This is a genomic window from Nitrosomonas aestuarii (assembly GCF_003046585.1).
In the GTDB taxonomy this organism is placed as follows: Bacteria; Pseudomonadota; Gammaproteobacteria; order Burkholderiales; family Nitrosomonadaceae; genus Nitrosomonas; species Nitrosomonas aestuarii.
In genome coordinates, this window is sequence record NZ_QAAE01000006.1 from 14,817 (window position 1) to 37,356 (window position 22,540).

The window sequence follows — 22,540 nt, forward strand, 5'->3', positions numbered from 1 at the left end:
TAGCTTTATGCGCATCTTCTGTTGAGTTCTTTCACATTAAAGTCGCGCTATATACTTGATTGATTTTCAGTTTTTTCTTCATACATGTCTGAAGCTCAAAAATTCAAAAGCATGGTCACAGACATGACATGGAGCATCAGATCGGGACGGGTATTATTTCGTCTGTGAATATACTGATTCATATAGCCAATTTCTAACAAAAGATGCTTATTTATACCATAACCTATCCCGGCAAATGCCCGGTTCTGGTTAAAACCACTTTGAGTGCCTGCATCTGTTGAATTCAAATTGGCAAAAATTTCGTTCCATATAACAAGGCTGGTATTCGGTGAAACAAAGCGCATGGGTGTTGACAGTTTAAACATCTGCCGAAAAAGATGCGCGACATCACCGCTGCCAGGAATATCAAAAAAATGTTGTTCCAACCGGGTGCGACTGCTCGCTGTACCGAATGGATAATTCTCTTGCAGCGATAACTGCTGCCAGACCGCATGATCGTTAAACGAACGAAGTGCAAGCGGTCTGCCGGTTGGCACCCAGTCATATCCAATCCAGGCAGTAACTTTGTCACTGAAAGTATATCCGACCCCCGACCGTATCAATCCCTGGGTAAACCGGGACGAACTATCACCAAAACGACCCTGCATAAAGAGCTTGTACCTGAAGTTTTTCAGATAGGAATTATTTGCAGACATACTACCCGTCATTTCAAATCCTGCCCAGGTATAAAAATCCTCGGCGGTATTATCCGCTAAAACGGTATTCATAACGACCAGGTTGATCACTACTGATGCGATGAACCTGTTAATTCTTCTAAACCTGGATGACATCCGCATATTGATTTGAGAATGGTTAAAACGAAGTAGAATCTGTTATACACTCATGCAAAATCACTGCAGCTTACACTGAGTTGTGCGCAATAACACCCTAATTGTGGATCGTATCAAACTCGAATAAGTAGAAATACAGGATGGGGCAGGCGACAAAATTGCTGCAAGGAAATTTTGAAATGGCTATTTTTGTCTTGCGATGCCTGTCTCGAAAGAGTTTCTCAACGACCTGTTAAAAACCGGACACAACCGCTCGTCAAGAATATTGGTAGACTATGCTACTTGTTATTCTCATAAAAAATGTTTGAGAATAATGACATTTTTTAAAAGCTTTTAGATGGTGGCGTTGGGCGCTTACCATATGCATAATAAATGAGCATTTTGAGTCTGCTTTGAATGCTGCTACGGCATACGTATAATTTCTCCATGCCTGTTAAATGCCAACAAAAGCTGTGAACAATAAATGCTTACACATACGTAGGTGGCGAGTTGTTAAAAACATTCTGCTTTCCGCGATTTTTTGATTTTTATCTTCATTTTGCAGTGTGCTCAACGCCGCCTGATAACACTGTGTCAAAGATTCTTACACTCCTGCAAAAATAAGACACAACATAAAAGCAAGCAACTGTTTATTAAAAGAAATATTTCATGGCACAGATATTGCTCCAATTAATAATGCAAGACAAAGCAAAAGATTCTGTTCACCTTGTACAAACAGCTTGTTTCATAACTATATTTCAATAAAAGGAAAAAAATGCAAACGCAAATCAATCCACTCGCCGCTTTGGCTGTTGCTTTGGCGCTCATAAGTACGAACGCACAAGCCATACCCTTAACCATAAGTGGTAGCGCTACCCTGTTAAGCGGAGATAATCGCAGTGTTTCAAACAATAGCACCACCCCTAATCAACGCACCCAAAACACTAACATTGCTGTCAGTCAATTTAATTCAAATAATGGCGTACTAATGAGCTTGACAGCAGTGCTGACACCCGGTAACAGCACAACCTGGTTGCGTGCTGATGGCAACAATCCCGCTCGTGGCACAGCAACGGTGAACGAGGTTTGGAGCGGGAGCGGAGGGTTAAATTCAACTGGGACATTAAACACAGTGACCAAAAGCGGCAATGCGGATGGCGCTGACAATAGCTGGAATTCCCTGTCGCAAACCATCAACAATGTTACTAATTTGAACCATTGGGTTGGTACTGGCAATGTCGTCACTAGTTTAAATACCACACTGATAGCTGACCGTGACACTAACACGCTCACTGCAAATATAGGTAGCTCAGGTGCCAACAACACCGAAACCTTGACCAATCTAAACGCCGGCTATTCTGTAACATACGACTACCTGCTTCACGCAGATGCTTCCTTTGCCGCTGGCAGCTCTCATACTGTTCTTAACTTGGATTTTGGCTCAGTGAATCTGGGTGACCTTGCGCCTTTACTAAATTTCAGTATCTTTAACCTCTCGGGAGAACGCGTAGGACTTGATCTGGACAGCTTCTCTGGCGTTGGTGACACTTCGGCACTGGGAACAAATCTGGGTCTATTTGCTGGATTGGCCGCAAGCGGTGAAAATGGGTTTCAGGCCTCTTTAGATACCTCAGTCGCTGGTTTTTTCAACGCCACTTATCTCTTAACCTTGTCTGATGCTGATATTGGCGCATCTTCCAGCAGGTATCACTATGACAATTACCTGACATTAAATCTAACAGGCAATGTAATCAGTCAACCATCAGTTTCACCTGTAGTTGTCGCTGTTCCTGTACCCGGCATACTTTCTCTATTCGGTATTGGCCTACTTGGCTTTATTGGATTGAGACGGCGCAAAGTGCAATAACTGTCTATTTACTGACATTGGTAAGTTTATTTTACATTACGAGGCAGCTTTGGCTGCCTCGTCCGTTATCATCAATAACGCCAAACTCACTGAATATATAACACAACAAAACCGGCATATTCGCACCCTTTATTCGGCATTTAAAGATCCTGGCGATTCCCGGGACATATCAACCCAGACCACACCTGTTCCGGTTCCGCCGTCGATCACATGTGCAAAATCGCTTGAAGGAGATGACTGATAGACAAAAACGGCAAACAGCAATTACTCACCAGTAACACCCTGCAATCCGATGAAACGGTGTTGTTTCAGAATTCTAAATTCAATCGAAACCGATTGCACCGAATAAAAAAGAAGGCGCTTTTATAAATAGCTCAACTTAGTATAATTTCGGTGGGTTTCCTTTGGTCTCAACTACTTTACCTACTTGATTCTCCCACTTTCTTATAAGCTGATTCCACTCGCTTGATTGTAAATATTCCTTGTATGAATTTTTTAAATCAAATTCTGGCATGTACGTTCCCAAAACACCTTTTTCAAGAATACCGTCTTCAATGACTCCCTTCTCTCTGATAATCAGAACAGGGATTCCAATTTGAAATGCCATTGCAGGCTCTATATGGCTCCATGCACTCGTTAGCCAGCTGTTATCAATCGCGTAGGTATTATCAGTTTCGGGCTTCACATTACCCTGAATAATTAATGCTCGTCTAAAAGCAATTGTTATGATGCCATTTGACTCGAGCATTAATCGTCGAATTGCTTTTAGAGGTGCGTCCACATCATAATCAGTTACTCCGAGTGTTCGAGGATCATAGCCTCTAGACTTTAAATGTTCGCTCAAGGACAACACAAAATCTTCCTGATTCCTTGTAAAGGGTTTTGGATAACTAAGAAATATTGATATTCCCACTTTATTAAATTTCCATCACTCACATAACCAGAAAAATTTTCAAAATATCATAAAATAATTTAGTCAAAAATATATTTAGTTAAGCTTGAATAGGCTGAATCAAGCTGGCACAAATTACTCAACCGCCACCCGTTGCACCTTAATCGGCCAGACTCCTCTATCCACCGCCTGCCGGCCATTAAAAACGATATAACTCTGGCGTCCGTAATGTGGCAACGGGCGGATGATGGCCTCAAGTGAAGCGGCGTCCTGTGCGGATACGATAGCGAGCGAACCGCCATCGGGACTTGTCAACGTCCAGGCTTGTGCGCTGCCTTTGTCATTCACTGTTTCCGGTCTGGACGGCAGGTCTTTGGCTGACAGCCAGGCATCGACTTCATGTTGCAGGCCGATTATCAGTGTGGGTGTCGCGGGGAGTGGTTGATTGGCAGCTATGATTCGGGGTGCGCGACGCTGCAATTTTTCCGCCAATGTTGCTGCGATCTGTTGTGTTGCATCAGTATCCGGTAATAAAATGGTTACGGTAGTGGGATTGACCATGACTTCGCGCAGTATGGGCGGTGCTTCATCAGGTGCGAGTTGACGGAACAGGCGCACATCCGGATCAAGCACGACGGATTGCGCTTTGCCGTTGATGTCCAGCACAAAGCTTTGCCCGGATTGTTGCAGGTCAAGGATATGGGTTTCTTCCCCTGTAGCTGTTTGTACGGCGACCGGAACGCGCAATTGATAGGACGGCTCGTCTTGTGTCAGTGTTATATTCAGGCGATAACCGGTATCAGCCTGTTCCTGCCTGACATCAGTAATAGTCAGGTTCGGCGCGCCGGTACGATTCAACCACTGATCAAAAAATGGTTGCAGATTCTGCGCCGAAATCATTTCAAAAGCTTTCTGCAGGTGCGGCCATGCAGTAACTTTGAAGCGCTGCATGGCCCATAAGCCTTTAAGCGAGCGGTTAAACATTTCTTCACCGATCAAATCGCGCAGCATAAAAAACAACATGGCTGATTTATTGTAACCGACAATTTTGGATGCACCATGTGTGCGTGAAGTGAATGCGGCCAGCGGTGAATCCTGTCCAGGTTCCAGCGCAGCGAAGTCGCGCAGCCAGCTCAGTCGCATCTCGCGTGCGGCGTCATCGCTCTCCAGTTCCTTATATGTGTAGTCTGCCATGAATGTCGTCAGGCCTTCCGACCAGTTACCGCTCTGATAATCGGGATAAACCGCATTGCCCCACCAGTTATGCAACACCTCATGACCCAACGAGGTATCGCGTATAAACGGCAGTTGCAGCACATTAATGCCCAGATAAGTCAGTGTCGGCATACCGAACCCAGTCGGCGTAGGACTGGATACGATGCTGAATTCTGTGAACGGATAAGCGCCTATCCACGATTCGTACAGCTTGAAATAGCGTTTCACCGATTCAAGATAGTCATCGGCAAGCTGACTGATCTGTGGATGAAAATAGGTGCGTAACTGAATCGGTTCGCCTTTGATGCCGGTAACACTGTCCGTTGCAATCTCATAAGGCCCGGCCATCAGATCAATGCCCTCAGCCGGATGCGTGAATTCAAAACGGGCTCGATAACCTGAGTCTGTCTCCTCTTCCTCCACTAAACGACCCGCCACCAGTCCCCGTTGACCGGACGGCAACTCAATCTGAACGCTATAATGTACCAACCCATGCATTACGCGCGGATACCAGTAGGATGCATTCGGCAGGTACGTGCCCATTTCTCCACTGACAGCGCTGACAGCAATGGGCCTGTTCAGTGTCTGTTCGTGATCCAGCGTCTCATCAAGTGGATGCAATTCACCGCGCCAGTGAATTTCGACTTGATGCGGCCGCAACATGGCAACAGGTATCTGCCACATATGCGACTGATCCGTCTCTGGGTCAAATGGCTGACCATTTATGCGCGCCTGTGTAACCTCAAATTGCGCACCCAGTATCAGCGTCTGTTCACGCGTTCTATTGAAGGTAATGACGCTGCGCCCTTCCAGTGCGCGGGTTGTCGGATTGATGCGCACTTCAATGTCATAATCAATGGCACTGTCCGGCAAAGAATAAGCCGTTGCAGTGCTAGCAATACAGAATAAAAAATAATACAGGCAAAATTTAATCGTTTTTCGCTTCATCTTAATCCCAAAAAATAAACCAATCCGAAATCAAGCTTTCCGTTTTTCAGCAGCCTGCTAACTTTTCAATGCCGGAAATCTGGCGATGATTTCCATTTCCCGGTTTTTACGCTTCACTTTGAGCGGCAACCAGGTACCCGGCGCATGCCGTTTAACAATATTTATAACATCATCGGTCGTCTCAAGCATCAAACCGGCCATTTCAAGAATGACATCCGCATCCTGCAGACCTGAAGCCTCGGCGATACTGCCTTTTTCCACCTGCAGTACCAGAGCGCCGCCGCGCGCCATTTCAAAACGGATGCCCAACCGTTGATGCTGTGGGGCACTTAATGAATCAGAAACATGCGGCAACACGCCAAAAACTGCATCGGCCACGCTGGCGACAAGCTGGCTGCAGGATTTATTGATATCCCACGGTAATATTGATGCAACCTCCTTCACACCCAGATCATTTAACTGATGCGGCACGCCATAACCATGCACCACATGACCTGAACCCATAATGCCGACAACCAGCGGTTTTTCAGCATCGCCTGCACGTTTTTCATCGTTCAACACCTGATGCAGTATTTGCGCCATAGCGCGATCCCATAATTGCTGGCCGGCATAAAAACGCTTGAAATCCGGATCGTCATAACCGACTTCACCATCATTTTTGTCCTTGCGGTCATGCTGTTTGTAAATCGGCAAAAGAAAATCCAGATAAGCCTGACTGGGTTCAGCCGGGCGCGTCACGCCTTCACGTTCTTCAACCGGAACGCCATGAAAACCTTTTTCAGATACCATACGGCGCAGCCGCTGCTCAATATTCAATGCTACGATCGGGATATGATTCATACGCGCGAAATGAAACAATGGCAGATACAGATCTGGGTCGGTATTCCAGACCTTGTCCCATTCCGACGCAGTGAGAAATTCCTTTTCACTCAGTTCACCTGCAACCCATTGGTCCAGTATGGGCTGCACGCGACGCGGAAACATTTCAAAACCGATCACCATATCAGGACGTGCGGCATGCATCGCTGCAAGCATCTGTAATTGCCAGCGGTGATGATCGGCATTGACATGCGTCTCACCCAGCAACACTACCGAATTGCTGATTGCACGGTCAATAACGTCCGCATATGTTGCTTGGCCTACGCCGGGAATAATCCAACTGCCCAGCGGTACACAGTTTGACTGTACGGGCTTATGTGCAGGCTTGACCCCGGTTTCGGCAGCACCGGCCTGCGCAACAGTCATTTTCCAGCCAAAAAATATTATCAACAAACCCAGCGTAACCAAGCCTTTTTTCAGTATATTTATATCGTTTTTCATCGCTTTTATGATCATTATCCCACCCATTTCCGGGCATTTCTAAAGAGACGTATCCAGGGTGCATCCTCGCGTGTACGCGTGCGCCGGGCCGAATCACCCGATTCGTGCGGATACCATGAATGCTGTGCAATACGGAAAACACGTTCCGGATGGGGCATAAGTATATTAAACCGACCATCCGGCGTTGTCATACCGGTGATACCGCCCGGCGAGCCATTGGGATTGCCGGGATATGTTTCTGTGGCTTCTCCGCGGTTATCGACATACCGCATGGTAACCAACGCTTCGCTATCTGCCAAGCCACGATTGGCAAAGTCCACACGACCTTCGCCATGTGCAACGGTAATTGGCATGCGGCTGCCGGCCATGCCTTCAAAAAGTATCGATGAACTTTGCTGTACTTCTACCATGACAAAGCGGGCTTCAAATTGTTCCGAATAATTGCGTACAAAACGTGGCCAACTCTCAGCGCCAGGGATGATTGCGCGCAAATTACTCATCATCTGGCAACCGTTACAGACACCGAGCGCAAAAGTGTCAGTGCGCTGAAAAAATGATTCAAACGCATCGCGCGCGCGCGGGTTAAACAAAATGGATTTCGCCCATCCTTCACCGGCACCCAGCACATCACCATAGGAAAAGCCGCCGCAAGCGGCCAATCCCTTAAAGTTTTTGAGCGATACTTTGCCGGCAATGATGTCACTCATATGCACATCAGTTGTAGCAAATCCTGCACGATCAAATGCGGCCGCCATTTCCACATGGCCGTTGACACCCTGTTCGCGCAATATAGCCATTTTAGGTCTGACGCGAGCACGGACAAACGGCGCGGCAACATTTTCTTCGGAATCAAAGCTAAGCGCCACATGCAAACCTGGATTATTGTCATCCAGGATGCGATCATATTCCTGCTGTGCGCAAGCCGGATTGTCGCGCAGCGTTTGCATATGGTAGGTGGTTTCCGACCAAGCCCGTTGCAGGTCAATGCGCTTTTCAGCCATGACAGGCTTGTTGTTGCGCAGCAAACGCAATTCATCATTTGCATTGAGATGACCGATAATAAAGCTCATGTCCCGCAACCCGGCCTCGGCGAATGTATTCATGACGAATGCACGTTTTTTGGTAGAAACTTGTATTACTGCACCCAGTTCCTCATTAAACAACACAGCAAACAGACGTTCCAGAAAACGGCCGCTCAGATGCTCGGATTGCAGCTCTGCACCATCAATATCGCTGGCGAGCGGATCAAAACAAAGCTGATCAAGGTTGACGGTGACACCGACATGCCCGGCAAACATCATTTCACACAACGTGGCAAATAAACCACCGTCCGAGCGGTCATGATAGGCCAGTATCGCATCGGCAGCATTCAACTGCTGAATGCAGGTAAAAAATGCCTTAAGTTTTTCTGCACCCGGTTGCGCATCAATATCAGGTGCCTCATTGCCGATCTGTTTATGAACCTGCGCCAAAGCTGATCCACCCAAACGGTTTTTTCCGCACCCCAAATCAATCAGAACCAACGTCGTTTCACCACAATCGGTGCGCAGCTGCGGCGTCAAAATGCGCCGCACATCGCCGACTCTGGAAAAAGCTGAAATAATGAGCGATAAGGGTGCAGTGATTTCTTTGGCGCTTTCATCGCCGGTTTGATCGTCCACTTCCTGCCAGGTTGTTTTCATCGACATGGAGTCCTTACCCACCGGAATGCTGATACCCAATTGTGGACACAGCTCCATGCCGACGGCATAAACAGCGTCAAACAATCCGGCGTCTTCTCCATGATGTCCAGCCGCTGCCATCCAGTTGGCGGATAGCTTGATGTCACCGATCTGCTGAATGGGTGCAGCGGCGATATTGGTAACCGCTTCGCCAACTGCCATCCGCGCAGCGGCAACCGGGTTAATCAACGCCAGCGGCGTACGCTCTCCGATAGCGAACGCTTCGCCGAAATATGTCTGATAACCCATCATGGTGACGGCTACATCAGCAACCGGTATCTGCCAGGGGCCGACCATCTGGTCTCGCGCCGTCATGCCGCCAACACTGCGATCACCAATACTGATGAGAAAGGTTTTATCCGCCACCGTCGGCAGGCGTAACACACGATACGCTGCTTCCTTCAAATCCCATTCAGGAATATTTAACGCAGGCAGCAGTTGAATTCGACGTGTGACCTGACGTGTCATTTTGGGTGGTTTGCCGAGTAGCGCTGACAGTGCCATATCGACTGGCGGCGTTATAGATGCTTGTGTGGCTGCGCTATATTCATCGGTAACAACGAGCCGTTCCTCCTCCGTCGCCTCGCCGACTACTGCAAACGGGCAGCGTTCGCGTTCGCAGATTTCCTGGAACAGGACTAACAACTCCGGCCGTATGGCCAGCACATAGCGTTCCTGCGCCTCGTTGCTCCAGATCTGCATCGGCGACATCGATGATTCTTCGGAAGGCACGGCACGCAGATTAAATTGTCCACCGCGTCCTGAATCATGCACCAGTTCAGGAAAGGCATTGGACAGCCCGCCAGCGCCGACATCATGAATAAATAGAATGGGATTTTCTTCTCCTTTACGTTCCATTTGCCAGCAACGATCAATCACTTCCTGTGCGCGGCGCTGCATTTCCGGATTACCACGCTGCACCGAATCAAAGTCAAGCGCCTCCATATTCACGCCGGTATCCATGCTGGAAGCGGCACCGCCACCCAGGCCAATCAACATGCCAGGGCCACCAAGTTGTACCAACAATGCCCCGGGAGCAAATTTCTCTTTATGGATATGTTTTGCCGAAATTTGCCCGACGCCGCCCGCAAGCATAATGGGCTTGTGATAACCACGCATTTCACCGGCGATATTTTCTTCAAAAGTACGGAAATAGCCGGCCAGATTCGGACGCCCGAATTCGTTATTAAAGGCCGCGCCGCCAATGGGCCCGTCGAGCATAATCTGCAATGCAGAAGCAATACGCGCAGGCTTGCCATAAATACTTTTTTGATCAGAATAGTGATATTCCCACGGCTGCATAAAGCCTGAAATATTCAAATTTGAAACCGAAAATCCAGTCAATCCCGCCTTGGGTTTGGCACCACGCCCGGTTGCGCCTTCATCGCGTATCTCACCGCCGACGCCAGTTGCCGCCCCTGGAAAAGGAGAAATTGCCGTTGGATGATTGTGGGTTTCCACTTTCATCAGCAGATGCGTTTGTTCCTGTCGATATGTGTATAAATTATTCTTCCCCGGATAAAAACGCGCAATTTCTGCGCCTTCAATAATGCTCGCATTATCCGTATAGGCGACCAGTGTGCCTTGCGGGTTTTTCCGGTGTGTATTGCGGATCATGGCAAATAACGATTGACCCTGCGGCTGGCCATCGATCACCCAGTCTGCATTAAAAATTTTGTGGCGGCAGTGTTCAGAATTAGCCTGGGCAAACATCATGAGCTCTACATCCGTCGGGTTGCGCTCAGCCTCGGTAAAATAATGCGCAAGATATTCGATTTCGTCGGGTGATAAAGCCAAACCCATTTCTATATTGGCGTTTTGCAGCGCTTTCATGCTATCCGTCTGGATATCAACGATTCTTAATGGCTGCGGCGCAACATGCCGGAATAACCGCTCGGCATCGTCAAAAGACTGTAAAACAGATTCGGTCATGCGGTCATACAGTAAAGCCTGCAGTGATTGCTGTTGTTCTGGAGTGATTGTCAGATCGGTCTGTACATGATAGGCAATACCGCGTTCGATACGCTCAACGGCTTCCAGTCCGCAATGATGCGAGATATCGGTTGCCTTGCTCGACCATGGCGAAATCGTACCGGGGCGGGGAATCACAAGATAACATGCCTGTCCTGGCGCAGGATGATTCTGCGACATGCAGCTATTCAACAATTGCTCGAGCAACATGATTTCGTTTTCAGTCAATATACGGCTGACTGCACAGAAATACCAATATTCAGCATAAATATGAGAAACTTGCAAATCAAGTGTATTTAGTTTGTTCGTCAGTTTCTCAAGTCTGAAAGAAGAAAGGGCGTTGCCACCACAAAATCGAAGCATCGGGAAAAGTTACCATGATTAAAAGTGACATTTTACACGAGAAACAATCCTTTACATTAATACCGCATCACACGCTACAGTACAGCACATAAATAACATGAAACATACAATTGACCCCGTTTTTTTAACCGAAGAAATCCGAGCAATTGAACAAGCTGCGTTTTCCATGCCCAATCCACCCGATTTGATGGAAAAAGCAGGGTGCGCCGCTGCGGAAGCTGCCAGGGATAAATTTTCCGTAAACAAGACCTTGCGTGTTCTGGTACTGGCTGGCCCCGGCAACAATGGCGGCGACGCATTTGTCACCGCACGTTATCTGAAACAATGGGGTCATACGGTAACAGTCGTTTTTTGCGCTGACCCCGAACGGCTGCCGCAGGATGCCAAAAAGGCCAGACAGGCCTGGCTGAATAATCAGGGAGAAATTCAACCGGACATGCCGGATAGTTCAGGTGTTCAAAACTGGGACTTGATCATAGACGGCTTATTCGGCATTGGCCTGAATCCGAATCGCCCGCTGACAGGCCAATACCTGGACTGGATTAACACCGTGAATGCCATGCGAACACCTGTTCTGGCACTGGACATACCTTCCGGACTCGGCAGTGATGATGGCGGCATTTACGGCGCAGCCATCGACGCCAGTGTTACCGTTACCTTTATTGGTCTCAAACCCGGCATCCTGACCCAGTATGGCCCGCAATATTGTGGCGAACACATTGTGTGCGATCTTGACCTTGATTCGGTAGCGATATCATCTCCCCATGCGTGGGTAATCAACCGAAAACTGGCTGAAATACTGTTACCCGCCTCACGAACCGCCAACAGTCACAAAGGCAGCTTCGGCAGCATCGGCATTCTGGGCGGCAACAACGGCATGGTTGGCGCAACCATACTGGCAGGCAGAGCTGCGTGTTATCTTGGTACAGGGCGCGTTTATCTGGGCATACTTGCAACGTCCGCACCGGATTTCGACCTGCTGCACCCCGAACTCATGCTGCGCACACCGTCTGAATTATTTGAATTGAGCACCATCAACTGCCTGGTGGTGGGACCTGGCATGAGTATGAACGAAACAACTTATGCTTGGGTGGAAAAAACGCTTGAAAGTGACTTACCACTGGTTCTGGATGCTGATGCGCTCAATCATATCGCCTTTCACAGCGAGCTGGCCAGAAAACTGAAACACCGCGAAGCGCCTGCCGTCCTCACGCCACATCCTGCAGAAGCAGCACGCCTTCTGGACACGGATGTGGCGACCGTTCAGCGCAACCGCATGGATGCCGCAATCTGTTTATCCAGAAATTTGAACTGTACTGTGTTACTAAAAGGTTCCGGCAGCATTTGCACGCTTGCAGACGGCACATGCTTTTTTAACACCAGCGGCAACCCCGGACTAAGCAGCGCCGGTACAGGTGATGTCCTTGCCGGTATTATTGGCGCACTGATTGCGCAAGGACAAAAGCCGAACGATGCACTACTACTCGCTGTTTATCTGCATGGCGCGGCAGCAGATGCATTGCTTGAACAAAATAATGGTCCGGTGGGCATGACGGCTTCGGAAATAATTACGGCTGCGCGGTTACTATTGAACAAGTGGGTCTATCAAAAAAATGAGACGCGTAACACCTAGAGGCGCGCTCATTTTACAACCAATTTTATAAATAACAGCCATCCACTGTTGAAAAACAGATTGCTGTTAAAAAGCTGTCTTCTATATTACTGCTTCAAGCGTTTAATCGTTTCCAGCAGTATTTCGTTGTTCGGATCTTTTTCCAGCGCGGATCGCCAGACATCTTCAGCATCTTTGTGCGCACCCTGAACCCAGAGTACCTCGCCCAGATGTGCCGCAATTTCAGAGTCCTGACTGATTGAAAATGCACGGCTCAAATAATTCAAGCCATCGGTGATATTGCCCATACGGTAATAAACCCAGCCCAGACTATCCATGATATATGGATCATCCGGAGAAAGCTCGACCGCTTTTTTAATCAGTCTCAGTGCTTCTGGCAAACGCTTGCCACGCTCTGCATAACTATAGCCCAATGCGTTGTATGCATGCGCATTATCCGGTTTAAGTTCGATTAATTTTAGCAAATCCGTCTCAAGAATTTCGAATTTACCGATCTTATCCGCAGCCAGTGCACGATCATATAGCAGCTCGGGGTAGTCTGGGAGTTTTTCCAGTCCCTTATCGAGAATCCTGAATACTTCCTGATGTGACCCGGCCCGTCGCAGAATCTGCGCCTCCGCCAGAATAAGATGTGCAGTCTGCTGATCGTCTACAGCCGGTAACTGCTGAATATGCAAGCGCGCATCACCCAGCTGCCCTTTTTGTGCAAGCAAGTCGGCGTAGCGAATCTGAGCCGGCAGATAACGCCCGCCTCTTTGTACCTGGCGATAAGATTCCATTGCCAGGTCTGTCTGTTGCATTTCTTCATAAACCCGGGCCAGATGAAAATGAATTGCGCTGGCATCCTGATACCCTAATGCAAGCGCTTTTTTCAAACTACGCTCAGTCATGTCAAAATCATACAATTCAGTTGAAATCAGGCCTATCGCCACCATTATTTCAGCATCTTCCTGATTATTATCGAACAAAATCTGCAGTTGCTCGCGCGCGGAATCCTTTTCATTCAATTCAACCAGGAGCCTGGTATAGACAATACGCACCTCATTCGTTTCAGGATATTTTGTTAGATAATCACGATAAAAATGCATCGCATCCGAATTAGACCGACGCTGTAGCATTCTTCCGTTCTGCACAGCAGCAACATCCCAACCCGGACGCAGGGTCAGCGCCTGTTCCATTTCGGCAAGCGCAGTGTCATATTCTCCAGAGAACCAGGCAGCCTGGGATATCGCAAAATGCACCTCGGGAAATTTGGGGTACGGCACCGCCAGTTTCTGTATCAATCGCAATGTTTCCGCTTTGCTGGAATTGCGTGATAACAATTGATTCAGTTGCATGAATGCATTACCGACATTTTCCTCGTCGGAAGCCAGTAATTTTTCCAGATGCGGAAAAGCTGCATCGAGTTTACCGAGATTGACCAGCATTGCAGCCAGTGTCTGACGTGCATCGAGCGAATCCGGATCAAGCTCAACCCACAAAGAAGCTGCCCTTTCCGCAGCAAAAGGATGACGTGCATGCAAAGCAACTTCACTGGCACGCTTGGCGATACGCGGATCACGTGTCGTCTCAGCCAATTTGAGATAACGGCTGACAGCAATATCAAGATTGCCGCGCTGCAACGCCGTCTCACCCAATAAAAAATCAAATAATATAGGCGCCGTCAATGCCTGTTTCGGCAACCTGGACGTATCTATTTCTTCGTCATCGCCTTTATCAACGACTTCCCTGGATTCATCTATTTTCGAAGATTCGATGGATTTTTCTGATTTGTCACCACCTTCTTGAATGGGAAACTGTACACATGCGGTAAGGCCGAATGTCAATAGAAGCGCAAGAATTTTAGGTTTCATGAAAAATCCAGAGATAAAAGTCAAACAAATAATAAAGCCAATGTATATGAATAGATAGTTAGCTATTTCCTATTAGCAGGCTGATGAAAGGCCCGATGATGTAATCATTGATGCCTTCTGGTTTTTATTGACTCTATTTTACTTTTATACACTTATAAAGCGAAACAAATTATTTTCTCGTTTTAGTTATATCAAACCAGACACACTAAAAAACGGAACAACAAATCAGTCATATCAATTATATAGATGAAACCATATCATACCTGCATAATGAAGCAAAAACCGCATATCAGCCCGTTAATATATATTTCAACCAATGAGAACACTATTATTTTATTAAAGTTCACCAATGACTGATGCAATCAAGAACGCCCGTTATCGCGTACCCAATATTACCTCAATCCGATGCATTTGCCCTGCGCGTTGATAATGCAGTTCAACTTTCTGTTTTCCCTCAAGCGTTTTCAGGACATCAGAATAAGACGCCAGATCACTGATCGGCTTGCCAGCGAGCCGGAGCAAAATATCGCCTGTTTCTAGCTGCGCGTGTTGCGCAGCCGAATCGGGTATAACGCTATCAACACGCACGCCCGCACCCCGATAGGCAAAATCGGGCACAGTGCCTAGACGAGCACGGCGTCTGTTTTTCTGATTGCTGCCGGGTTGCGTGGATACAGCCTGCGCGCTGCCTGATTGCAACGTCACGGTCAGCGGCTCCTTGCGACTGGCAAGATACTCGGCAGCCTCCTTGAGAATGGCCGCCACCTTGACAAGACCAGCGGCATCGATTTTATCGATGGTATCACCGGGCGCATGATAATCTTCATGTGCGCTGGCGAAAAACTGTACTGCCGGAATACCAGCCTCGATGAAAGCTGCCTGATCGCTGGAACCGAAATCATCCTGTACGGCATTAACCGGGATCCCTGTCACAAACCCCGCCCCGCGAAACACATGCACAAATTCACGGGCGCTGCCGGCACCCAGTAACGTAACAGGATTTTCACCCAAACGACCTACGGTATCCAGATTAAGCATGGCGGTTATTTCTCCTGCAGGATAGTTTTTTTCGTTTCTGATATAGTATCTTGATCCGAGCAAACCGGATTCTTCACCGGTAAAAGCAACAAAAACAATGCTGCGCTCAGGTTGCCATTTTGACGCCACCTGCCGTGCCAGTTCCAGCATAACCGCCACACCGCTGGCATTATCATCCGCACCGTAATGAATTTTCCCCTGATTACCCGTACGCACATCCGGCCAACCCATGCCCAGATGATCATAATGCGCGCCGACTACCAGACTTTCAGCTGCCAGTTGCGGATTGTTTCCGGGCAAAATGCCGACCACATTGCGCAACGTAATATTGCCCTTGGGTGGGCCTACATCCTGCTGCCAGGTCTGAAAATAGCCGCCGTCATCACCTCCAGGCTGCAGACCGGCCTGCTCAAATTGCTTCGCAATATAGTCTGCCGCTTCATTCAGTTCCGTACTGCCCAACTCACGCCCTTTGAATGCTTCACTGGCCAGATGCGCGATATCAGCCATCATGCGGCTTTCAGAAAATACGGGGGGTAATTGCGCCAATGCCTCACGTTGTTTCAGTGAACCGGCATACGATGCATCGAACGACCCGCTATCCTGTTCACCCTCCAGTCGCACAATCTGCGATAAGGGCGATTGGGTAACTGGCCATTGCCCTTTGTGGATATTCACCAGTTCTTCATTCTGAAACGCCAGATAACTGTATTTGCGATAATGCGGCAGCTTTCGGGTCAGCTCCCTAATTGCCTGCGGACTGTGTCCCGCAACCCACAACAGCGTCTCATCTGGATTAACCGGTTGTCTTGCGGTCAATACGATGGAATGCACATCGCCTGCAAATATTTGATCATTCAGCATTAATCGTTGCTGCTCAAACGCCGCGCCATGCTCCGACGATGCTTCCACAACAGTTGCGGCAAACCGGTTCTGCCAGCCCAGGATCCAGACCGTACGATTCACTGGCAAATCATTCAACTGATTATCCCTTTTCACTTCAAACTGGCCCGGTTGCGTTCTTTGCCAGTTTTCGACAAGCTGCTCATAGGCCTGCAGCATGTCTCCATCACCTGCTGCAGGCAGGATCAGCAGGGGTTTTTCCGCACCAAATCCCTGCGATAAAGCCGATGGTATTTCGCGGCTGTCCAGTCGCCGGAAAATATCGAATTGCGGATCAATTTCCACGCGCACTGGGCGCGCTTTAAGGTCTAATACAATCGTGTGCGTACGTCCGGTCATTGTGACTTGTGTCTGATGCGCCTGCGCCTCACCCTGCAGATGCACAGCGACCGGCACCTGCAATTGATACACAGCGCTGTCCTGCGCCTGTTTGAGCACAGCTTTAAGTTGATAGCCCTGCGGTGTTTTTTCAGCGGTTGCTGCCTGCAGAACTAAATCAGGCGCACCGGTACGTTGCACCCATTGCGCAAAGAAACTGGAAAAATCACGTTCGGTGATCTGGTTAAATATTGCCTGCAGATCGTCAAAACCAGCCTGTTTAAATTTGAACTGTCTGTAGAATCGACTCAGTGCACGAACAAAATCCGCATCACCCACTTCCTGGCGCAACATGTGAAAAAACATCATGGTCTTACCGTAACCCACCGCTTCCGAACTGGAACTGTGGCGTGAAACAAAACGCGCAATCGGAAAATCTTTTTCCTTGCCGACAAAGTCGACATATTTCTGTAATACATCACGTCGGTATTCTTCGCCCTTTCCTCTTTGTTCGTTGACCAGATGATCGGCCAGATACGCCGTCAGCCCCTCCGCCCAGTTGCCTTTGCCATAATCGACAAACACACCGTTGCCCCAGTAGTTATGCAAAATCTCATGCGGATACGAAGAATGCAGAATAAACGGAAAGCGAATGACTTTCGGACCTAGCAAGGTAAACGAAGGCATGCCGTAACCGGTTTCCCAGAAGTTCTCGATCAGCGCGAACTTGGAATATGGATAAGGCCCGATCAGCTTGTTATACATACCAATATACTGCGCAGTGGTATCAAGATACTTCTGCGCCAGCGTCGCATCGTCTTCACGCAGGTAGACGAACGCTTTAACCGCACCGGTTGATTGCACGTAGCGATGGTAGCGGCCTGCAACCAGATAAATATCATCCTGTGGATTGGATTCCTCCCAGACAATTACGTTGCCCGACGCATCCCCTTGTGTGCTGATCAGTTCGCCTTGGCTGACTGCGTCCCAGCCAGCAGGCATGCGGACATGCATGCGAAACGACACCATTGGTTCAGCAAACTGCGGATACCAGGCACTCGAATTGGCCAGAAAAACACCCTCGGATGAAATCACACCCGGCGAATAACTGAAGCTGCGCGCATATTCCTGCCCTGCCCCCTGCACCGCGTGATTGATAGTACCGCTGTAATGCAACGTAACCGATTGAGCCTGCACGTCCGGCATCAATGTATAGTGTTTCAAAGGAACAGGCGCACCCCTGAGCCGCCCTGTCTGTGCAATTGATACACGACCGCCTTCCACCGTATCGATGGTCAAATGCGCATGCAGGCTGAAATGCAACTCGGCTGTGGCATCCTCATTCAAATAGCGCACGGGTATGCGAATCTGATCTTTAACCTTGATTCCTGAATTCTCTGGTGATATGGATACTTCCATCTGGTGATGGAATATTTCGTTGCTGCCAAGTACAGACAGACTGTAAAATAGGCAAGTGAAAATAAAAATAGTTATCAGTTTTGTTTTTGTATGTCGTGCATTCATTTTTCAAAGGTATGCGAGGCGTTATTCAAATCAGAGATAACCGCTGCGTGGCATCATCGAGCGTTATGAATTGTGATAGGGTACAGCGCAACTATGTAAAGAATACCGCATGTGACGCTCCAAATCCAATCACTTGAACAGATAATACACCGTTAACAATGTTTCATCGTGCCTGATAACCTGCAATACATACCGACCCCGATGCAACGCATGATACTTGTCATCTTTCTCGTATTCATTGCATTGTCAGGCTGCCAGCAACTCAGCAAGCAGGCGCGCCCGATCGACAGTATTCCATCGACCGATACACCTTATCAACGCAAAGACTGGCCGCACTGGATCGATGCAGACAAGGACTGTCAGAACACTCGGCAGGAAATGCTTATCGCAAACAGCAAAACCCCGGTCAAATTTAAAAATGCCAAACGCTGCACCGTTAAAACCGGTCTGTGGATCGGTCCTTATACCGGCAGAAAATTCACCCGGGCTTCGGATGTCGACATCGACCATATCGTTCCACTTGCTCACGCACACCGCCATGGGGCAGACAAGTGGACCAGGACACAGCGCCGCACCTTCGCCAATGATTTTGAAAACCTGCTGGTGGTTGATGACGCCACCAATCAGGCCAAATCAGACAAGGCTCCGCATCAATGGCTGCCGCCAAATAAAGATTTCTGGTGCGAGTATGGCCAGCGCTGGCAGCGCATCAAGGACAAATACCGGTTGATCTACAATAAGCAAGAAAAAATGGCTTTAAAATTGTTGGCTGAGACCTGTTTTCGATAATATGATTTGGGTGTGTGGCACTTTGCTTATCTACGCCAGATCGTTTTTTGGCGCCTATTAAAACTGAACACCATTATTCCCAAACCCAGAAGCGCCAGCGGAGAAGGTTCGGGAACAGTAACAACCTGCGTAAGAAAACCGCGAATTTCTCCCCCTGACGCAAACGTAGTGTGGATATTGAAATAAGACTTATGAAGTGACATGCCAGCGTACAAGAACTGCTGTGCTCCCGTTATTCCGCCATGAGTTGTGATAAAAGTTGAGTTAAATGATGAACTCAGAGTCATATCCAGAATATTATCGTAAGTGCCTGCTGTTACCGCTAACGGAAAACCTGCAAAACTCGGGGTAGTCGTGGCTACACCAACAACTCCCGTCAATGGATCAGCAGTGCAGCAGTGTATGTGCGCAGCGGTTGTCGTGCCAATCAAATTGGAAAAACTCGCCTGAATGTGCATCGTGTTGGCGACATCGTCGATAGTAACTGTAACAAAACCAGACCCTGGAGACACAATTGGCGGGGATTCACTGGCTCCATTCAATACCGCTGAGTAGGTCATAATACCCGCATTAGCAAGTGGTATGGTAACCAGTATGCATGTAATAATGACCGCAAAAATGCCTGAACGCTTCATGATAATCTCCGATGAATGATTGAAACCGCTCTGTACAGTCAGATCATTACTACTTCTGCCTGAGTTCTGATAAAGAACCATATTAAATTTCAAGCATTAATCATGCCACAACATTTATAGTCTGAAAAATCATCATATTAATAAGTACATAAAGATCCGCTTATACCGGAATGTAAAATTTTTCGACATGCCGCATAACGAAATCCAATCCAGCAAACAGATATTCATCAGTTACAGCCGCACCGATAACGAAGCGTGCATTGCACTGCGTTTGGCTTTGGAACAGGCTGGCTGCAGTGTTTTTCGGGACGAAGATGCAGTCGGTATCATGATCGGTGAGTGGGTGCTGAAGTTGAAGTCGCGCTTGTCCGCAACCTGTCACCACAGGATGATCGTCCCCCATCGAATAGCGGTTCGCTGGCGCGCTGAACACTGAAATACCGGGCAGCCGCTCACTGTGCGCCGCAAAGCGGCACCGCGTGCAATTTTTTGCTTTCATTCTGTTCAGAGGATTAGCATACTGACCATGCAAATCGCGTTTGCCGTTTTGTGGGGCTCCCTGAGACAAGAATCGTATGCTGCGCTGGATGGTGTCGGTGGATGGCGTTGCACTTATCCACCTTACGGAATTAGCTATAAAAAGCAGGGTGGATAAGCGAAGCGTCATCCACCATAATCATTCACTACCTATTAATCTTACGTTCAATCTATGCCTAACTACCGGCGCAACCGCATCCCCGGCGGCACATATTTTTTCACCGTTAATTTACAAGACCGCGCATCTGATCTGCTGATTACGCATATCGACGCATTACGAACATCCGTTCTATCCGTCAAACATCGGCATCCATTTCGCATTGATGCGTGGGTGGCGCTGCCCGATCATCTGCATTGCATCTGGACACTGCCTGAACATGACGATGATTATTCCAGCCGCTGGCGAGCGATCAAAAAAGCATTCTCAAAATCCATTCCAAAAACCGAATACCGTTCACAAACCCATATCAAACGCAATGAACGCGGTATCTGGCAACGGCGGTTCTGGGAACATACCATTGCCGACGATCGCGATTACGCCGCACACATGGATTACATTCAGTACAACCCGGTGAAACATGGTTGGGTGGCATCGGTGAAAGAATGGCCGCATTCAACTTTTCATCGGCTGGTTGAGAAAGGCGTTTATCCGCTGGACTGGGTGGGTGGTGCTGCGGAAATACCGGACAAGGGTGAGCGGGATGAATGATCGGGCATTGGATTGATAAAATGGCGCAATTGGTGGATGGCGCTGCGCTTATCCACCCTACAGATCAGCAGGATACATGAATTACACAGATAAGATGGGTTGCTGCGCAGCCCATCCCCCGTCTGTCTCCCGCGCGCTCCGCCAGCGCGGCTGCCAGCCGGCTGCTGGCCTGCTCCACTGATGATGCAATACCCTCCGGGTATTACACTTGCCTGACCTGAGCTCAATGACCTCGGGCAAGACGAAAGCCAGTATCGTGGCGGTAAGACGGATCGAAGTGAAGGCGGATGGCGGAACGGCAGGACCTGCCGTAGTTGATCCACGAGCCGCCGCGCAGCACGCGCAACGCGCTATTGCCAGTTTCCCAGGATGAACCATCGACAGGTGCACCTTGATAATTATCATGCCATATGTCCTGACACCATTCCCATACATTACCGTGCATATCGCACAGGCCAAACGGATTGGGCGGATACGCACCCACTGGTGTCGTTTTGCCAACATTTCTATTAAAATTCGCCTGTTCACTGGCAATGCTCTCCCCTGTGCAATACCGCGTCTGGGTACCTGCACGGCAGGCATATTCCCATTCGGCTTCGCTGGGTAAACGGTAACTGCGCGCCGTCTGTTCGCAAAGCCAGATGCAATAATCCTGCGCATCCTGCCAGGAAACATTAATTACAGGCCGGTTTTCCCGCCCCCAACCCTTGTCATCCGGTTTTTTCCGACCGGTTTCCCGGCAAAATTGATCGTAATCATCAAACGTTACGGCGTAGACACCCATCGCAAATGGCTGCGCAATCTGCACGTCATGCTGCGGGCCTTCATTCTCATATCGATCCGACTCATCTTCCGGCGATCCCATGAGAAAACGTCCGGCAGGAATCGCCACCATCAACGGCCCTTCACCGCCGGTTTTCAACTTGTCGCGAAAAATCTGCCCCGGTGCGGGTAAGGATGGCGTGACGATTTGCGGCGGTTTAACAGCAATCGTTGACGATTCTGACGCATGACCGTTCAGATGCAGGCGCAATGGCGTTAACAAATCCGTCAATCCGGCATGATCCACGCCGTCCTCCCAGTCAGTCAGATTGGCTGTTTGAATACGGCCAAATCCATATGGCAATACTATCGATTCAATCAATGCCGGGAAAAGAATATCCTTGCGCTTGCCGTAATCCGCTTCCTCGAGCACATAGTCACTGTCACGCGATTGCGCCGACCAGAGCACAACCACCGCTCTGGCAGCGTGTAGTTTACGTTCAATTTCTTTATCCCATCGGCGGCCAACATGCGTATTTCTGTCGATAAAAACCGACCAGCCTTCCGCCTGCAATCGTTCAAACAGACGGTTGGCAATTGCCACATCCGTTTTTGAATAGCAAAGAAAAATATCACTCATATATTGTAGATTTTATCGTCCCACGACCTGTAATAATCGTTATTATAAGCAACTCAGTAACACAAATGATAATTGTAGGGCGGATAAGCGTAG

14 protein-coding genes are annotated in these 22,540 nt (G+C 48.5%); 4 read left to right on the forward strand and 10 right to left on the reverse strand.

The window, feature by feature from the left end; genetic code table 11:
* Window positions 1–95 precede the first annotated feature (95 nt).
* A complete protein-coding gene (locus C8R11_RS06720) occupies window positions 96–767 on the reverse strand; it encodes a DUF2490 domain-containing protein (protein WP_181258190.1) in 672 nt (223 codons plus the stop codon).
* 817 nt (window positions 768–1,584) lie between these two features.
* Here C8R11_RS06720 and C8R11_RS06725 point away from each other — a divergent pair.
* Window positions 1,585–2,676: a PEP-CTERM sorting domain-containing protein gene (locus tag C8R11_RS06725; protein ID WP_107795046.1), complete on the forward strand. Its 1,092-nt coding sequence runs from the start codon at window positions 1,585–1,587 to the stop codon at window positions 2,674–2,676.
* Window positions 2,677–3,055: 379 nt separating this feature from the next.
* Here C8R11_RS06725 and C8R11_RS06730 read toward each other — a convergent pair whose 3' ends face one another.
* From C8R11_RS06730 to purL, 4 genes are all read right to left on the reverse strand, one after another.
* The gene (locus tag C8R11_RS06730) at window positions 3,056–3,589 is read right to left on the reverse strand and encodes a hypothetical protein (protein WP_090696945.1); all 534 of its coding nucleotides are present in this window, start codon (window positions 3,587–3,589) and stop codon (window positions 3,056–3,058) included.
* A gap of 114 nt (window positions 3,590–3,703) precedes the next feature.
* Window positions 3,704–5,731, reverse strand: coding sequence for a M1 family metallopeptidase (locus C8R11_RS06735; protein WP_107795047.1), 2,028 nt, complete (start codon window positions 5,729–5,731; stop codon window positions 3,704–3,706).
* 57 nt (window positions 5,732–5,788) lie between these two features.
* On the reverse strand, window positions 5,789–7,051 hold the full coding sequence (locus C8R11_RS06740; protein ID WP_244907582.1) for a ChaN family lipoprotein: 1,263 nt from the start codon (window positions 7,049–7,051) through the stop codon (window positions 5,789–5,791).
* A gap of 14 nt (window positions 7,052–7,065) precedes the next feature.
* Window positions 7,066–11,106 (reverse strand): phosphoribosylformylglycinamidine synthase, encoded by a 4,041-nt coding sequence (gene purL / locus C8R11_RS06745; RefSeq protein WP_107795048.1) that lies wholly within the window; start codon window positions 11,104–11,106, stop codon window positions 7,066–7,068.
* A 97-nt stretch (window positions 11,107–11,203) separates the two neighbouring features.
* Between purL and C8R11_RS06750 the strand changes: the two genes are divergently transcribed.
* The gene (locus C8R11_RS06750; protein ID WP_107795049.1) at window positions 11,204–12,739 is read left to right on the forward strand and encodes an NAD(P)H-hydrate dehydratase; all 1,536 of its coding nucleotides are present in this window, start codon (window positions 11,204–11,206) and stop codon (window positions 12,737–12,739) included.
* Window positions 12,740–12,825: 86 nt separating this feature from the next.
* Here the strand turns inward: C8R11_RS06750 and C8R11_RS06755 are convergent, their stop codons facing one another.
* A complete protein-coding gene (locus C8R11_RS06755; RefSeq protein ID WP_107795050.1) occupies window positions 12,826–14,592 on the reverse strand; it encodes a tetratricopeptide repeat protein in 1,767 nt (588 codons plus the stop codon).
* A gap of 375 nt (window positions 14,593–14,967) precedes the next feature.
* Window positions 14,968–18,270, reverse strand: a complete 3,303-nt coding sequence (locus C8R11_RS06760) for a M20/M25/M40 family metallo-hydrolase (RefSeq protein ID WP_244907583.1) — start codon at window positions 18,268–18,270, stop codon at window positions 14,968–14,970.
* Between the two features lie 306 nt (window positions 18,271–18,576).
* Here C8R11_RS06760 and C8R11_RS06765 point away from each other — a divergent pair, with 306 nt between their 5' ends.
* Window positions 18,577–19,164, forward strand: a complete 588-nt coding sequence (locus C8R11_RS06765) for an HNH endonuclease family protein (protein ID WP_107795052.1) — start codon at window positions 18,577–18,579, stop codon at window positions 19,162–19,164.
* 26 nt (window positions 19,165–19,190) lie between these two features.
* Here the strand turns inward: C8R11_RS06765 and C8R11_RS06770 are convergent, their stop codons facing one another.
* Window positions 19,191–19,799 carry a CHRD domain-containing protein gene (locus tag C8R11_RS06770; protein ID WP_181258191.1) on the reverse strand — a complete coding sequence of 203 codons (609 nt, stop codon included), beginning with the start codon at window positions 19,797–19,799 and terminating at the stop codon, window positions 19,191–19,193.
* A 160-nt stretch (window positions 19,800–19,959) separates the two neighbouring features.
* Window positions 19,960–20,466, reverse strand: coding sequence for a hypothetical protein (locus C8R11_RS06775; protein WP_107795053.1), 507 nt, complete (start codon window positions 20,464–20,466; stop codon window positions 19,960–19,962).
* Between the two features lie 42 nt (window positions 20,467–20,508).
* On the opposite strand from C8R11_RS06775, the gene C8R11_RS06780 reads away from it, so the two are divergent.
* Window positions 20,509–21,045, forward strand: coding sequence for an REP-associated tyrosine transposase (locus tag C8R11_RS06780; RefSeq protein WP_107795054.1), 537 nt, complete (start codon window positions 20,509–20,511; stop codon window positions 21,043–21,045).
* Between the two features lie 223 nt (window positions 21,046–21,268).
* Here C8R11_RS06780 and C8R11_RS06785 read toward each other — a convergent pair whose 3' ends face one another.
* Window positions 21,269–22,447 (reverse strand): SUMF1/EgtB/PvdO family nonheme iron enzyme, encoded by a 1,179-nt coding sequence (locus C8R11_RS06785; RefSeq protein ID WP_107795055.1) that lies wholly within the window; start codon window positions 22,445–22,447, stop codon window positions 21,269–21,271.
* Window positions 22,448–22,540 lie beyond the last annotated feature (93 nt).